Source organism: Escherichia sp. HH091_1A (assembly GCF_030295175.1).
GTDB classification, from domain to species: domain Bacteria; phylum Pseudomonadota; class Gammaproteobacteria; order Enterobacterales; family Enterobacteriaceae; genus Escherichia; species Escherichia coli_F.
Genome location: NZ_AP025747.1, coordinates 2,277,658 through 2,292,426 on the forward strand (window position 1 = coordinate 2,277,658; position 14,769 = coordinate 2,292,426).

17 protein-coding genes are annotated in these 14,769 nt (G+C 55.6%); all 17 read right to left on the minus strand.

Features of this window, described 5'->3' with window-relative positions; genetic code table 11:
- Positions 1-6: 6 nt before the first annotated feature.
- Positions 7-705: a phage minor tail protein L gene (locus tag QUF14_RS11315; RefSeq protein ID WP_040089961.1), complete on the minus strand. Its 699-nt coding sequence runs from the start codon at positions 703-705 to the stop codon at positions 7-9.
- Positions 705-1,034 (minus strand): phage tail protein, encoded by a 330-nt coding sequence (locus QUF14_RS11320; protein WP_021535896.1) that lies wholly within the window; start codon positions 1,032-1,034, stop codon positions 705-707. Before QUF14_RS11320 ends, QUF14_RS11315 begins: the two co-directional genes overlap by 1 nt.
- Positions 1,031-3,643 (minus strand): phage tail tape measure protein, encoded by a 2,613-nt coding sequence (locus tag QUF14_RS11325; RefSeq protein WP_286333516.1) that lies wholly within the window; start codon positions 3,641-3,643, stop codon positions 1,031-1,033. Before QUF14_RS11325 ends, QUF14_RS11320 begins: the two co-directional genes overlap by 4 nt.
- Positions 3,633-4,037: a phage tail assembly protein T gene (locus QUF14_RS11330; RefSeq protein WP_052934293.1), complete on the minus strand. Its 405-nt coding sequence runs from the start codon at positions 4,035-4,037 to the stop codon at positions 3,633-3,635. Before QUF14_RS11330 ends, QUF14_RS11325 begins: the two co-directional genes overlap by 11 nt.
- A gap of 26 nt (positions 4,038-4,063) precedes the next feature.
- The gene (gene gpG / locus QUF14_RS11335) at positions 4,064-4,495 is read right to left on the minus strand and encodes a phage tail assembly chaperone G (protein WP_052934292.1); all 432 of its coding nucleotides are present in this window, start codon (positions 4,493-4,495) and stop codon (positions 4,064-4,066) included.
- Positions 4,496-4,515: 20 nt separating this feature from the next.
- Entirely contained in the window at positions 4,516-5,265 is a 750-nt protein-coding gene (locus tag QUF14_RS11340) for a phage tail protein (RefSeq protein ID WP_040091156.1), read from the minus strand.
- Positions 5,266-5,272: 7 nt separating this feature from the next.
- Complete coding sequence (gpU, locus tag QUF14_RS11345; RefSeq protein WP_040091154.1) at positions 5,273-5,671, minus strand: phage tail terminator protein; 399 nt, start codon at positions 5,669-5,671, stop codon at positions 5,273-5,275.
- Between the two features lie 9 nt (positions 5,672-5,680).
- Positions 5,681-6,307: a phage tail protein gene (locus QUF14_RS11350; RefSeq protein ID WP_040091152.1), complete on the minus strand. Its 627-nt coding sequence runs from the start codon at positions 6,305-6,307 to the stop codon at positions 5,681-5,683.
- A gap of 2 nt (positions 6,308-6,309) precedes the next feature.
- The gene (locus QUF14_RS11355) at positions 6,310-6,591 is read right to left on the minus strand and encodes a DNA breaking-rejoining protein (protein WP_052934290.1); all 282 of its coding nucleotides are present in this window, start codon (positions 6,589-6,591) and stop codon (positions 6,310-6,312) included.
- A complete protein-coding gene (locus QUF14_RS11360) occupies positions 6,584-6,910 on the minus strand; it encodes a DUF2190 family protein (protein WP_040091150.1) in 327 nt (108 codons plus the stop codon). The genes QUF14_RS11355 and QUF14_RS11360 overlap by 8 nt, the downstream gene beginning before the upstream one ends.
- 87 nt (positions 6,911-6,997) lie before the next feature.
- On the minus strand, positions 6,998-8,977 hold the full coding sequence (locus QUF14_RS11365; RefSeq protein WP_135564911.1) for a ClpP-like prohead protease/major capsid protein fusion protein: 1,980 nt from the start codon (positions 8,975-8,977) through the stop codon (positions 6,998-7,000).
- Positions 8,967-10,469, minus strand: coding sequence for a phage portal protein (locus QUF14_RS11370; RefSeq protein ID WP_040091148.1), 1,503 nt, complete (start codon positions 10,467-10,469; stop codon positions 8,967-8,969). The genes QUF14_RS11365 and QUF14_RS11370 overlap by 11 nt, the downstream gene beginning before the upstream one ends.
- The gene (locus QUF14_RS11375) at positions 10,469-10,681 is read right to left on the minus strand and encodes a DUF6148 family protein (RefSeq protein WP_000102415.1); all 213 of its coding nucleotides are present in this window, start codon (positions 10,679-10,681) and stop codon (positions 10,469-10,471) included. Before QUF14_RS11375 ends, QUF14_RS11370 begins: the two co-directional genes overlap by 1 nt.
- Positions 10,678-12,801: a phage terminase large subunit family protein gene (locus QUF14_RS11380; protein ID WP_042965930.1), complete on the minus strand. Its 2,124-nt coding sequence runs from the start codon at positions 12,799-12,801 to the stop codon at positions 10,678-10,680. Before QUF14_RS11380 ends, QUF14_RS11375 begins: the two co-directional genes overlap by 4 nt.
- On the minus strand, positions 12,798-13,274 hold the full coding sequence (locus tag QUF14_RS11385) for a DUF1441 family protein (protein WP_040091145.1): 477 nt from the start codon (positions 13,272-13,274) through the stop codon (positions 12,798-12,800). The genes QUF14_RS11380 and QUF14_RS11385 overlap by 4 nt, the downstream gene beginning before the upstream one ends.
- A gap of 456 nt (positions 13,275-13,730) precedes the next feature.
- Positions 13,731-14,198, minus strand: coding sequence for a lysis protein (locus QUF14_RS29020; RefSeq protein ID WP_052934284.1), 468 nt, complete (start codon positions 14,196-14,198; stop codon positions 13,731-13,733).
- Positions 14,195-14,728 carry a lysozyme gene (locus QUF14_RS11400; protein WP_100733854.1) on the minus strand — a complete coding sequence of 178 codons (534 nt, stop codon included), beginning with the start codon at positions 14,726-14,728 and terminating at the stop codon, positions 14,195-14,197. The genes QUF14_RS29020 and QUF14_RS11400 overlap by 4 nt, the downstream gene beginning before the upstream one ends.
- Positions 14,729-14,769: the final 41 nt, after the last annotated feature.

Sequence of the window (14,769 nt, forward strand, 5' to 3'; positions counted from 1 at the left end):
TGGGATTTACTGCGAAAGTTTGTTAATGGAAAGGAAGCCGCCAAAGTTGCCGACATTATTGCGGTACTTACAACCGCTCAGGCATTTGCTGCATTTATCCTTCGTGATATCGGACGTTGGCTGGTCATATTCATCCGCGACCGCCGGACCGTGATAACCGCACTCATCGCCGCGATAGGTCCAGGTGCAGGTGTTGGCCAGCATAATACGTCCCGGAAAAACAGCGCCGTCCGTTTCCGTCGGCGTGGACAGTACAAAAGAGGCACTGACTGCGCTCAGTTCGCTGCACTGCTCGATGCGCCAGCGGCTGATCACCTCCTGCTCCGGATCGGCGTCACGGTTTCCGTTGACGAAGTTCACCGCATCCAGAAAACGGGCGTAGACCTTACGCCGGACCACCGTTCCGCCGACCAGACTCTGCAGATCTTCCGCCATCCCGGTGACCATACCGTACAGGTTAGAAACCGTCAGCGTGGGGCGCGTACTGGTGCCTTTGCCATTCAGTTCAAAACCACTCCCCTGAATGGGATACGGCTGATACTGTCGCCCCTGCCAGGTGACCGGCTCACCTTTTTCGTTCTGCTCATTACAGAAAAAATAACGTTCTCCACCGACCACTGTCAGATCGATTTCCCAGAGCACCACCTGGGCTGACTGAGTGAGGCGTGTCGTCTCATGATGTGTTTCCTGTTGGATATCCTGCATCAGTTCACCACCTGTTCAAACTCTGCGCTGAACTCAACACGCAGCATACTGACCCGCGACGACCATTTTGCGCAGGTCACCTTTATCTGCCGCCACTCATAAGGCGGCGTCCACAGAAAGGATTTCCAGCCCCCGTGCTCAGCCAGAAACGACTCAAGTGCCGTGGCCTCCTCGCGGGAGACAGAAAGCGTCACGCTGTACGTTTTCAGGTCAGCGTTCAGCCCGGCAGGCGCACGCTGGGAATAGCCATCACCAAAGCGCACCTTTCTTACGGAAGGGGCCGAAGCCACATCCATACCGGGTTTCACTTTCCAGCGGAAGGTCTTCATCGTCCACCTCCGGAGAACAGACCACCATCGCGCATCTGTGCCTGAATTTCATCACGGGCACCCTTGCGGGCCATGTCATACACTGCCTTCATCATCTGTGGACCTGGCAGACCATTCGTACCGTCGTTCTGAATCACCACGTGATTGTTCTGATTAAAATTAATGCCTTCCGCCCGCCGCATCTGCGCCGGACTTCCGGCACCGCCCACATAACCACCTTCCGCATAGCCGCGCATCAGCCGGTAGAGATTTCCCACGCCAATCCGGCTGGTTGCCTCCTTCGTGAAGACAAATTCACCACGGTGAACAATCCCCGCTGGCTCATATTTGCCGCCGGTTCCCGTAAATCCCCCGGTCGCAAAATGGAATTTCGCCGCAGCGGCCTGAATGGCTGTACCGCCTGATGCTGATGCGCCGCCACCAACAGCCCCGCCAATGGCGCTGCCGATACTCCCGACAATCCCCACCATTGCCTGCTTAAGCAGAATTTCTGTCATCATGGACAGCACGGAACGGGTGAAGCTGCGCCAGTTCTGTTCACTGCCGGTCAGCATCGCCGCCATATTCTGTGCAATACCGTCAAAGGTCTGCGTGGCAGCACTTTTAACCTGCGACATGCTGTCCGTGGCACTCTCTTTCCACTCGCTCCAGCCGGACCTGAGGCCTGCCATCCAGCTCCCGCGAAGCAGGTCTTCAGCCGCCCAGGTCTTTTTCTGCTCTGACATGACGTTATTCAGCGCCAGAGGATTATCGCCATACTGTTCCTTCAGGCGCTGTTCTGTGGCTTCCCGTTCTGCCTGCCGGTCAGTCAGCCCCCGGCTTTTCGCATCAATAGCCGCTCGTTTTGCCCGTTGCTGCTGTGCGAATTTATCCGCCTGCTGCGCCAGCGTGTTCAGGCGCCCCTGATACGTAACCTTGTCACCAAGTGCAGCCAGCTGGCGTTTGTACTCCAGCGTCTCGTCTTTATGCGCCAGCAGGGATTTCTCCTGTACAGACAGCTGGCGACGTTGCGCCGCCTCCTCCAGTACCGCGAACTGACTCTCCGCCTTCCACAAATCCCGGCGCTGCTGGCTGATTTTCTCATTCGCTCCGGCATGCTTCTCCAGCGTCCGGAGTTCTGCCTGAAGCGTCAGCAGGGCTGCATGCGCCCGGTCTTCCTGACGCTCCCCGGCTGACACTTTGACACCTGACGACTTCGGTTTTTTCAGCGTCGATTCATAATCCTTTTTCGCCGCCGCCATCAGCGTGTTGTAATCCGCCTGCAGGATTTTCCCGTCTTTCAGGGCATTATTCAGCTCTTCCTGCCGGTCAGTATATTTCTCCAGTGGCGTCAGCAGGCGCTCATACGCCTTCTGCGCCTCTCCGGTATACTTCAGCTGTGACGCCTCACGCTCAGCCCGGTCCCTTGCCACCAGTTCACCGGCTTTTTCCATATCCGACTGCAGCGTGGCTGCCGCCAGCCCCAGACGGGCATTTTCACGGTCATCCCATGCACCCTGAAGGTTGGCACGGAAAGAGGAGGTCTTTCCCCGGCGCTGACTCCGGCTCTGGTACCACTGCCATTTTTTATCCGCCTCATCAAATGCCTTCTGCGCACTGGCGAGCATATCCGCTGAGGATTCAGGACGACCGATATCCAGGATGGCATCCCACATCAATTTGAATGCCTTCCCGGTTTTATCCGCCCAGGTTTCCAGCGTCCCCATGTTTTCTTTCAGGCGACGGGTCTGCTCATCAAAGCCTTTTGTGGCGATATCGTTCGCCGCCTGTAAGGCCCCTGCCTCATCACCCGAACGCTGCAGCTGCGCAACATACGCAATCTGCTCTGCCGTCACGTTACGGAACTGGCGCGCCATAGCCATCAGTCCCGACGTCGGGTCGGTGGTCAGCTTTCCAAAAGCCTCTGCAACCTTGTCCACTTCCACACCGGATACAGAAGCAAAACGCGCCACACTCTGGTTGATGGCATCAAACTGTTCACCACCACGCACACCGGCATTCACCAGGGCTGCCAGTGACTCACTCGCCTGGTTAAACGTCAGCCCTGCTGCCTGTCCGGCTCTGGAGAGCGTCAGCATGCGATCGGCAGTCAGTCCGGACTGATTACCGGAAAGAACCAGGGTTTTATTAAACGCTGAAAGCGTGGAATCCCCCTGGTACCAGGCATACGCCAGCGCACCTGTCGCCACCGCCAGCGAGGTGACCCCGACCATCGGCAGGGTGATCGCACCGGCAAGCCCCCTGAACATGGGGAGCATCCCGCCGAAGGCGTCCTTCACCTGACCGCCCTGTTGCAGCAGAATAAGCCAGGGATTCTGACCACCGGCAAGCTGCGTGGCGATATCCGTAAACTGTGCAGGCAGGGTACGCATGGCCGCTTTATACTGCCCGACGGAAATCCCGGCTTTTTGTGCAGCCAGCGCCTGACGGCTCAGGCCCTGTTCAACGGCAGTGGCCTGTTTCTTAAAAGACTGGCTGACACGCCCGGCCATCAAATCCGCAAGGTCACTGGTTTCACCCAGTTCTTTCTTTACCCGTGCAGCCTCTTCAGAAAAACGGGTTGAATCCAGTGTAAGAACAGCTGTCAGATCGGCAAAATTACCCGCCATAGCGTACACCTCCTGGAATTCCCTCAGACACCATCATCAGCATGGCTTCATCCTCTGTACTGCTCCGCATGTCATCACTGACCGTAACGATTTCCTTCCCGTCAGCCCCAAAGCGGACACCACCAGAAAGTCCTGCCGCTTTCCGCATCAGCATATCGTCCTCATCCGGCATCTCCGTCTGCTCATCATCACGTCGGGGTGCAAGCAGACTGAAATCCGCCGGATGCATATCCGGATCGCAAAAAAACAGGCTGAGTACGGCGTACATCAGCCCGGAAAAATGCATATCCAGCTGGGTATCCTGAAAATAATGCGTGCGGTAAAAACGGTGCCAGTCGGCATATTCGGTGGATGTCATCCCGGCAAGCATGGCGCGCCAGTCAGGCCTCCCCATCTCACGCGCCAGTCTGAGGGCAAAATTCAGCTCGCCGTCGAAGACTTTCCCGCAGAAAAATCATCATCAGTAAGCGCATTATTTTTCGCCACTTCGGTGATATCCGTATCCACATGAACAGGCTCACTCATCCCGGACAGGCACAACACCACTTCTTCCGCCCGGGCAATGGCATCAGCAGGCCAGGTGGTGAGCACTTCCTGCTCTATCTTCATCACGGCCTCATTCATTGACGGTGACTGCGTTTTCTGTGGATGGTTATGCCACAGGGACATCGCCACCAGAAACGCCCCGGTTCTGACAAGGTCTTCCACGCTCACCTGCAGGTTGCCGCTGGCTTCAGCCTCTTCTGCCCGCCGTTTCAGGAGGGCAAGATGCTCAATACGCTGCAGCGCAGACAGTTCGGAAAGGGTGACGGACACGCCGTTATATTCAAATTGTTCTGTTTTCAGAAACATGCTTTTATCACTCCCTCAGCTTAACCCGCAGCACCATCCGTGACGGTAATTTCTGCCACTGCCGCAAACTGACCATTTCCGGTCACCACAGGGATCTGCGCTTTACCGGCCGCAACACCTTTCACCGTGATCGTGTTCCCTTTCACGGTAATGGTGGCGAAATTCTGATTCGCTGACGTGGCGCGGAAGGTTTTATCCGTCGCCCCTTCCGGCTGAACGGCCACAGTCAGGGTGATATTCTGACCTTTTGCCACATTGCCCGTTGATGGCGTCACGGTAATACCGGTGACCGGCGTGATGTCCCCCTGATCTTCCGCCAGCGACGGACGGCCGATATTGGTGATCTTCACGGTACGGGTGATCACCTCTCTGGCGGTCACCGCTTTACCAATGGCGCTCACCCAGCCACGGAACACATCCACCGTGCCGTTCGGGAAACGGATTTTGTAGGCCCGGGTCTCACTGCTGTCAAACCAGGCGATCAAATCGCGCTGCCCTTTCTCGCCCGGCTTCCAGGCCAGCGTAAAACTGGTGTCACCGGCAGATTTCTGCCCCTGCCCGGTGGATACCCAGTCAGCATCCTCATCATCCAGATAGTTATCATCGTAGGATTCTGCCGTCATCTCGCCGGGGGTCAGATCCTTTATTTTTGCCAGGCGCGTCCACTCATCGTCTGACAACGGGTTGGCATAAGCATCACCAGTGCCGGTGTACACCCATAGTGTGGTGCCGGAACCTTTCACCGGCTCAAGAGGATTTGGTATTGCCATATCGTCCTCACATCTCGTAGGTAATTTTCCACAGGAGATCTGCCGATCCCCACATCATAAACTCATCATCCCGGCGGTAGTCATACCCCTGAAGATTCATCTTCAGCAGTAACGCACTGAGGCCGGGAACCGCCTCCAGCGCAGGAAGGATTTTCTCTTCCATCCACATATCCAGTGCCGAATCCGTTTCTTTCGCCCTGAGAAACACCTCGATATGCAGTACCGCCTCCCAGGTGTCCTCATCAACGAACTCGTCAGCTGCCGACGCATCCGTCAGGTAGACCGCCACTGCCGGAAGTTCCAGCTCGTCAATAAAAGCAGGTCGCCCGTCAAACCATGTCACCCGCTCAACAATATTTTCCTTCAGGGCTGACAGAACGGCCGCCCGTATTTCCCGGTGTTTCATTCCACCTCCTCACAGTTTTCGTTTCATAACGAGACGTAACTGATACGCCATGGCTTTCATCATCTGTTCCGGTAATTTCTCCCGGTACATCCGGTCACGTTCGCGCTCAAAGGTTTCCGCCAGCGGTCTGGCCGTCGGTATTTTCACCACCTCAATCGGCAGACGATAACGCGCTGGCCTGCCCTTACGGTCAACACCGGTTGACGACGTCGCCCACGGCATACGCTGCATCACATGCCACCGGCCATTTTCCAGCCGGGTAATAAAAGCATTCGGGATCCGCCGTTTCCCGACAATCAGCACACTGCCACCGCCTTTCGTGACCGAACGCTCACCTTTCTTTCTCCGCTTGCTTCGGGAAAGTCTCACGCGGGCCTCCCCGAGTTTTATTGCAGGCAGATTACCGGTATTGATGTAAACCTTTGCGTTGACCTTGTCGGCCCGTGCCCGACTTAAACGGATACGGGCACGGATGAGACGGCGTGGAACCGCCAGTTCACGGGCAACAGAAGAAGCCGTTTTCGCGATGATGGACTCCGCCACACGGTTAAGCGTGGTGGCTGCCGCACGGGGAACGGCACGGCGATCCAGCGCATCAAGATTTCGCATAGCCTGAGCCATTCCCTTTATCGCCATACTTACTCCTGCTCGACAAAAATCCGGGGTTTACCGTTGTACGTGTCATAACGGGTCACCACCAGTGAGCGACCGTCAAACACAACCACATCATCGCGGGCCGGCCGGTACTGCGCTGAAAACACCACCAGTGACAACTGACTGCCGGAAAGCGCCCCCATCTCCGCAGACTCTTCCTCCGGCATCACGTCGTACACGACGCCGTTAATCTCCGCCTGTTTGCCCATCATCCGAACGGTCGCCACGTCCATCCGGCAACACATTCGCGTAAACAGATCAGACATTGATTTTTACCGCCACAGTGGCGCTGTTTGCTGGAGCATTTTCCCAGGCTACCCCCGCTGCCACCGCACCGTCTGCAGCCAGCTGCACAACCCCGTCCTTCAGATAAACCACCGCGCCGGCCTGAATATCGTCAGCAGACTGTTTGGGCAGCAGGAACACGCCTTCGGCAAAACCGTCACCGACATCACCGGCAGGAATATCGGTAATGGCCACTGCCACCATACTGCCGACCACCACCGCGGCACCGCTCAGGATGGTCTGATCTCCGGCATTCACCAGTTCAATGGTGGTACCGTCCTGTACAAAATTTTTCGCCATAATGCTGTTTCTCCGGACAGCCCCTGTGGGGCTGTTTTTCAGGCATAAAAAAAGCCCTTTCGGGCAGTGATTGTGATAACGCGGTTATCAGGCCACCGACGAACGCACCAGCCCGCGCCAGTCAAGTGGTGCCACTCCGGCATCAATACGGATTTTTGTGGCAATGCCGTCAGTGGTGAAACCTTCCTGCTGATCAATGTATGGCGTGTCCACACCATCGAGCCAGGCCACTTCAATGGTGTCGGTGCCCTGTGCCGCCGCAAGATACCAGGTTTTCGGATCTGCCGCATCAAGACGCGCTTCCGCAATCACCTCAGCAAAGTTCTGGATAGGGTTAATGACACCGGCGTTTGCATCCGCCCCTTTCACACTGGCCGATTTGATGGTCTGGTTCGCCACCGTCTCCAGTGCCACAGGGACCAGCATGAAGGCCGGGCGGATATTCAGGGCGCGATCGCCTTCTTTCTGCAGGCGCATCATCTGACGGGCCGCATCCAGTCCGGAAACGGAGATCCCGCCGGTGGCAATATTTTTGTGATCGGCATGGAACAGCGCCTTACCGTCTGACAGTTTCGGGTTATCCGTCAGCACCTTGTAGACCAGGTCACCAATCGTTGCCTTCGCCGCACGCCCCATCTTCATCGGCACGTCAACCAGCATATTCAGGTCATCATTGATAATGGCCTGGCGGGTGATGGAGAAAATCTCCCCGTAAGTGGCCAGAGCAATGGTCTCCTTGCGATCTGAGGTGGTGATGTATTTATACTCCGCCCCTTCACGAACCTGACGCAGAGAACCAAAACCGCCCATCCCCACGCGATACGCTGTTTTGAAGTCTGACAGGCGTCCCTTACGGGTCCACTTCTGGAAGGTTTCTTCTGATTCCTCCCAGCCCTGGATCAGCCCCTTGTTCGACACATCCAGCAGAATATTGCCAAAATCAGAGGTGCTGTGCGTCAGCGCCAGCCCGACCATCTGCATGGGGTTATAACTGGCCACCCCAATACCACGCTCGGTCAGTGACATGCGAGCCCATTCACGCAGGGTCATCCCGTTATAGACATTATCCTTCTCGACATTTTCAAATCCGGCACGGGCCAGCATCGCCTGGCGGATCCCGTCTCCCACAAAATTGCCGTTTCCGGCATAAATATGGGCCGGTGTGTTTTTGTTGGTCGGCGAGGACTCCTTGCCCATTTCATTCAGAAGGCGCTCGCGGGCCATTTCCAGCGAACAGTCAGGATCGGCCACACACTGCGCCTGAAGCGCCTGATAGCGCCCGCCAAACATGGCAAACAGATCGTTAATGCCTGACATGCGGGCTTTCTGCTCAGCCATAACGCGGGCGCGAATGGTCGCCTCATCAGACACTGCCGGTACCGGTGATGGTTCTGTTACCGCCGGTGCAGGGATTGTCACTGTGGTATCACGCGGGGCACTGTTGTGTGGCTGCGTGATCATATTTCGGATGGATTCCGGCATCTTTTTAAATTCCTCTGTACGTTTTGACTGAATACATGCCATTGCCTTAACGGCTGGCGTCACCTGGTCAGCAAATCCGTGTGCCAGACACTCGGCACCGGACATCCAGGTCTCATCCGCCAGCATGGCGGCAATTTCATCGGTGGTTTTTCCGGTTTTCTGCGCATATACCGGCACCATAACCGACTCAAGTTTGTCCAGACGTTCGGCATAAGTGCGCATTTTCTCCGCATCACCACCGCTGATCCCCCAGGGTTTATGGATCATCATGAAGGCATTTTCCGGCATAATGACCGTGTCACCGGCCATCGCAATCAGGGATGCCATCGAGGCGGCAACGCCATCCACATACACGGTAATGGCCGCACCGTGATTTTTCAGGGCATTAAAAATGGCGATGCCTTCAAAGACATCGCCACCCGGTGAGTTGATGTGGAGATTAATGTGGGTGATATCACCCAGGGCATTCATATCGCTGACAAACTGCTTCGCGGTGACGCCCCAGAAACCAATCTCATCATAAATATAAATATCCGCCTCACCCTGACCACCCGCCTGCATCCTGAACCAGGATTTATTCTTCATGCTGGCTGTCGGTGGCCTGCTGACGCTGTTGTTCAGTTCCGGCACTGTTGCCTCCTTTGTCGTTAGCGGGGTCAGTATCAAAGACCAGCCCCAGCCTGCGATTTTCCTCAGTTTCAGCCTTACGGCGACGTTTGACCTCATCCGGGTTGCGCCCGCCTGCGCGGATCCAGTCGGATTCCGTCGCGGCACCACCCCGGATCTGTATCCGCCAGGCTTCAGCCTCCTTAACCGGGTCGATCCACGGCATCACCGGACCGGAATACGTCGCGTTATATAGCGTCTTCATCTCCACATCCGCCGGAATTTTCAGCAGACCTGCCGCAACCACCATATTCAGCCATGTCCGGTACACCGGGCGGGTTACCGCACCAATAAAACAGTCCTGCAGGATCAGGTAACCATCCGTGGACTCGACCAGCTCCTGCCGCTGGGCGCTGTAGGTGCCGTTATAGTTACGCGCCGCACTGGAAAAACTCAGACGACTGCCAGCTGCCACTGCACGCAACTGGCCGTTGCGGAAAGTTTCAAGGTTGGGATTGGGACGATCGGATTTGACCATGCCGATATCCTCGCCCTTGCGCAAATCGTCATAAATAATCCCCGGGGTGATATGGACTTCCCGCTCGGTTTCTTTGATCCCCGGATCTTCATAGTCCTGTCCGTCACCTTTACGGATATACAGTCCCAGCGCCGCAGCAATACGCGCCGCTGTCAGTTCCGCATCCTCATACTCCTTAAGGGCACTGATCCGCATCAGCACCCCCGATAACATGGATGAGCCTCGCGTCTGATGCAGACGACGAGTGAACTTCAGGTGGATCATTTTTCCGGCGGCGATTTCTTTCGTATCACTCTGCCGACCACTGACCGGATAATTTTTATAAACCAGATATTTTTTCGGTCTGCCCCACTCATCAAGAAAAACCCCCTGATTCAGCCCGGCGGATTCATCACTGTGCATGGGAACAAAATCCGGCTCCATCGCTTCAAGCCAGAATGGCACTCCCGCCGTCCGTTCCAGACCGTTTCCCGCACCACTGACCATCTGCGCAAACACTTCACCATCCCGCAGCCAGGTCCGCAGCAGTAAACGCTCAAGCACGGGACGGGTATACTGCCCTGTCACATCCGGACTCACGGACCATTCAGCCCACAACCGGCGGATATCCGCAGCCAGCTCTGCCGCCATTTCCCCGTTTTTTCGTAATGGCTGAGGCTCCACAGTAATTCCTCTGGCACCAATCACCCGCTCTTCAAGCTTGTCAAACACACCAATCACCAGGTCATGATTGATATCCAGAAAACGGGCCTGCTCCCGCAGGGAAACCGCGCCATATTTACTGAGTTGATCAGCAGATCGATTTTCACGCCGGGCTTTATGTGTCCGGGTCGGTTTCACCGCCTCATAGGCCATGATTAACGCCCTTGAACGCAGTCTGGCCGCTTTCCAGCCTGGAGAGAACACGCCTATCACATCATCAATAATTGCCATTAAAACCTCGCCAGTTTAAATCCCGGTTTTCCCCGCCTGCGGCTCACCATCGCGGCAAGCCTGCGTTCCCACTCCTGACGTCCGGCGCGGATCTGAGAAAGGCTTTCCAGCGTCAGTTGCTGTCCGTTGAAGGTGACAGACTTCCCCTCCAGTACGGCCATTTCCGCTTCACGGTACCGCTGTATCATTTCTCTGGCTTCTTCTGTGCTCACAACCAGCCTCCTGATGTTATCCATGGATTATCTTCCGCACGCTCCGTCCGCAGTTTTTTCTTCCGGCGACGGCGTTTTTCTGCCCCGGCCGTCAGTTCCGGGGATGCCGTTTCACCAGAACGCTCCTGCGGGAAGACGAGCCACGTTTCCCGCTGTGCCCAGTCCGGTGCGGAGGGCCAGCGGATCTTTTCGTAACCATGCAGAACGGCAAGCGCATCCGCATAAACCAGCAGGTCAAACGCCTCGTTAGCGCCCCTGCCCGGTTTTCGCCATTTTCCGTCACTGCCGCGCTCTTCATAGGTCAGCTCATCGTAAAACCACCGCCCCAGCCAGTCGGGAAAGTGGATATAGTTCGGCCCCGGTGTGTCACGCCACAGGGCATTATTTACACGGTCCTTAAACGCATCCGTCTGAACCAGCCACAGCGCGACATCGCCACTGGCTCTGGCACGGCGGGCACTTCTGCCGGTATTATCCGGGAAGGTACGGTTAATCAGCCTGTCACGGCGAAGACCATCCCCCTTGAACAGAAACACCCTGTTGCCCAGTCCGTCACTCCGGCAACGACGCCAGAAACGATAGGCGTTATCTGTCACCCCGGCTTCCCCTCCCGTATCCACCGCCATGGCCATCAGACGCATGCGCACATCCGGATCAGAAGCCAGCGGCCATGTTTTATGGAACACATCCGTCAGCAACAAATCCCAGTCCTCCGGATATGCCGCCGGATCAACCGGCAGACTTTCACCGTTGGGACTGCAGCGCAGTGAATGCCGGATGTTGTAGCGATCAACAATCCAGCGTTCCCCCTGCTCTCCGTATCCGGTGATCTGCACAACAAAACGGCGATTTTTACCGCCCTGTACGTCAACCGTTGCCTCAATAAAACGCACACCATCCGGCACAGATCGCCGGGGAAACGGCTCGGCACGCTGTTCAAGCAGTTCACTTTTACGCTGTTCCGTGGCTGAACGGGGCAGATAGGGTCGTCCGATATCGGTGTTCACCACCGCTTTCAGGGTCTCTTCACTGCCGGTTCGCTCATACTCTTCTTCTGCCGCCAGCAGTTTAAAAATCAGTTGTTCCCAGGTCTGAAACGCCGCAGCCGGCCCCTCCATCCAGAATGACGCAATCCGGGAATTTCGTGGCGTTCCGGTGATACTGCCGTCCGCCGCCGCCCGTTCACCTTCACGAAGCCAGATCCCCTGGTTATTCAGTTCACGTTTCTGTTCCGGAGCAATCAGGCCGCAGCAGTGCGGACACATCAGGCGGGCCGCCTGCCCGGCAGCCACAAAATCAGGGTTATTCCGGTAACCGGTCATGTTATCCATCACCGGCTGAAAATATTCCCCACAGTGCGGACACGGCCAGTACCACCGACGGCGGTCTCCCCGGTTATACAGGGACAGGATCCCCGTTGTTGGGGGTGCCTCATGTGTGCCGCCACATCGCCATTTGGTGTCAGTGATATCCCGCCCGGGTGAACTCTCGACCAAGGTCATCCCGGAAGACATAAAGGTGGTGGTACGCTTTGATGCCAGGGTGAAGGCATCCCCTTCCCCGTCCACGTTTTCAGGGAAACGGTCATAATCCGTCAGCGCCACACGACGGTAATCCGAGGAGGAAAATACGGTGATCGACGGCCAGCCAATCTTCAGGAAGGAGCCGTCAAGAAACATTTTATCGTGGACGTTGTTGTCATTACGGGAAGGACTGAGACGCTTACTGACCTCCGGGCTGTGACGAAACGTTCTGGAAAGACGCGTTCTGGAGTGTTCCCGCGCCTTGGTCTCGGTCATCTGCACCACCAGCATATCCGCCGGATCACAGATGATGCCGTACACAATCCAGCCATCAATCAGCCCTTCGGTTTTCCCGGTCCGCGCCGGTCCTACAAACACCACCGCGTCATATTCACGGGCTGATAATGTATTAATGGGGTCAATCATATAGGGCGTCAGTGATGACTCCCACGGACCGGAAGTGTTGGCTCCCCGTGGTACCCGCATATAACGCCTGATGGCTTCCGCTACTGGTAACCGGCCAGGTGGGCGAAACAGCGAGGCCACTTCGCGCCAGATATCGGATGCGCGGCTATGGCTCTCGTTCACCTGATTCACATATCGGCCTCATCACAACAGTCAATGACTGCCTTTTCCAGTGTGTCGCGGATCTCATCAACCACAATCTGTACTTCATTCAGTTGTGATGCAGTCCACCCCCGGTCCCTCTCCAGCCGGTCAGGCCAGGTTTCCAGTACCTGAACTATCGCTTTCACCACGACAGAAAACGACCGCCTGACATCACTGACAGGGACAAGCTGAACAGTTTCATGCTGAAATTTAAGACGCTCGCGCTCGGACTGATACCATGCCTTGCGATCGTGTGGATTCATCTCCTCATCTTCGGTGGATGGTGTTTTTGCCAGCAGCGCAGTAATCAGGTCCGTCAGGAGATAAAGTTTTTTCTTCTCATTACTGCCCGGAGCAAGAGGAACATCCGCCATTCTTGCGGTAACGGTCTGCCGGTGCAGGCCTGAAAGGGCTGCCAGTTGATTAATATTTAACTTCATATTTTTCAGCTCGCCGTCCATCTACGCCTCCTCCACATACCCCTCTGAACAGAAGTGATTCTGTTTTTTTTGTAAAGAAATGCCGCCACCCAAAGATGTCGAACAAAAATTGGCCACAACCATCATCTTTTTTGCATCAATTACATTAAAAACAACAGCTTACATACATGATGATGATGACGATAAAATCACAAAAATGCGCTTTTTTCCGCGCCGACCCGCCCCGTGTACAGGCCCACCCCGCCAGGAGGACCCGAAAAATGATAATTGTTATCATTTTGTAATGTGTTCCGGTTTCTTCCACCATCGCACCGGCCAGGCGACTATGAGGGGACAACGCCGCGCTCCGTTAACGCAGTAAACCCCGGTGTGTATCGTTTTTGATTATCCCCGCACACTCGCGCAGAGGAGTCTCCCCGTAGGGCTGCGGTCTCTGTTAATGCGGAAATACGGCGACGATACAACGCATTGAAAAAACTATTTCAGGCACTGAGTACGGATATATTCCTGAAGCGTTCTCAATGCTGCCTGGTCGCTGATGATTCCGTCTCTGATACCGAGAACGTTTCGTCCAGCAACTGGAGAGAGTTCGACGCTGGCATCATTGCCCACGCGGGCGGTGGCGGTGGCTTCACGCACGGAGCCTGGACAGGTGGCGTTGATCCGCAGGCGCTTACGACCAGCGGTAACATCAGCACGCAGAGTTTCATTTTCAGCTCTCGCATCGGCTAATTCCCTCGAGTATTTTGCATCGAGCGCAGCAACATCGTGCTGGCGCTGCTGCATGTCAGCGATGGTGGCGGTCGCCTGCTTCAGCTCACTGACTTTTTTATCACGCTGTTCTTTGTAGGCGATGGCGTTATCACGGTAATGATTGACCGCCCACGACAGGCAGACGATGATGCAGATAACCAGAGCATAAATAATCGCGGCGACTCTGCTCACTGATCTATCCCCCAACAGGCTAATGCGCTTTCCTGGTCACGACGAATAACCTGTCCATAGCAGTTATTTGAACGTATGCGGCAATCGCGCCCACCATCTTTTATCCACCAGCGAATCGCTTCACACGCTCCCCTGCGATCGCCTGCATTAATTCGTTTATAAAACGTCGACGGGAAACACTTACCGGGGCCAATGTTATACGGGCAGAATGACGCGATCCCCGCTTTCTGGGGTTCAGTCAGTGGCACTTTGATGTTTTTCGCCACCCATGCCAGCGCCTTATCACGTTCAATGGCGTTAACCCGGTCGCATTTTTCCTTTGACAGCTTCATGCCAGGAATAACAGGCTTACCATCCACCCGGGTGGCTCCACGGCAGATGGTCCATATACCGGAACCATCGCGGTATGCCGTAGTGTGGTTACCCTCTTTTTCATCCAGAAACTGGTCAAGTATTTGAGGAGCAGACGCGCCTGCAGCAATCAGCACCAGAACGGCAGCCGACAGGCCGTATCTGATTTTTGCGTTCATGGATATTTATCAGGATTTATCGGTTTCTGCCCACGGACAGG

Coding starts and splice junctions, on each gene's coding strand:
- QUF14_RS11315 (WP_040089961.1), bottom strand. CDS start 705: ATGCAGGATATCCAACAGGAAACACATCATGAGACGACACGCCTCACT.
- QUF14_RS11320 (WP_021535896.1), bottom strand. CDS start 1,034: ATGAAGACCTTCCGCTGGAAAGTGAAACCCGGTATGGATGTGGCTTCG.
- QUF14_RS11325 (WP_286333516.1), bottom strand. CDS start 3,643: ATGGCGGGTAATTTTGCCGATCTGACAGCTGTTCTTACACTGGATTCA.
- QUF14_RS11330 (WP_052934293.1), bottom strand. CDS start 4,037: ATGGGGAGGCCTGACTGGCGCGCCATGCTTGCCGGGATGACATCCACC.
- gpG (WP_052934292.1), bottom strand. CDS start 4,495: ATGTTTCTGAAAACAGAACAATTTGAATATAACGGCGTGTCCGTCACC.
- QUF14_RS11340 (WP_040091156.1), bottom strand. CDS start 5,265: ATGGCAATACCAAATCCTCTTGAGCCGGTGAAAGGTTCCGGCACCACA.
- gpU (WP_040091154.1), bottom strand. CDS start 5,671: ATGAAACACCGGGAAATACGGGCGGCCGTTCTGTCAGCCCTGAAGGAA.
- QUF14_RS11350 (WP_040091152.1), bottom strand. CDS start 6,307: ATGGCGATAAAGGGAATGGCTCAGGCTATGCGAAATCTTGATGCGCTG.
- QUF14_RS11355 (WP_052934290.1), bottom strand. CDS start 6,591: ATGTCTGATCTGTTTACGCGAATGTGTTGCCGGATGGACGTGGCGACC.
- QUF14_RS11360 (WP_040091150.1), bottom strand. CDS start 6,910: ATGGCGAAAAATTTTGTACAGGACGGTACCACCATTGAACTGGTGAAT.
- QUF14_RS11365 (WP_135564911.1), bottom strand. CDS start 8,977: ATGAAGAATAAATCCTGGTTCAGGATGCAGGCGGGTGGTCAGGGTGAG.
- QUF14_RS11370 (WP_040091148.1), bottom strand. CDS start 10,469: ATGGCAATTATTGATGATGTGATAGGCGTGTTCTCTCCAGGCTGGAAA.
- QUF14_RS11385 (WP_040091145.1), bottom strand. CDS start 13,274: ATGGACGGCGAGCTGAAAAATATGAAGTTAAATATTAATCAACTGGCA.
- QUF14_RS11400 (WP_100733854.1), bottom strand. CDS start 14,728: ATGAACGCAAAAATCAGATACGGCCTGTCGGCTGCCGTTCTGGTGCTG.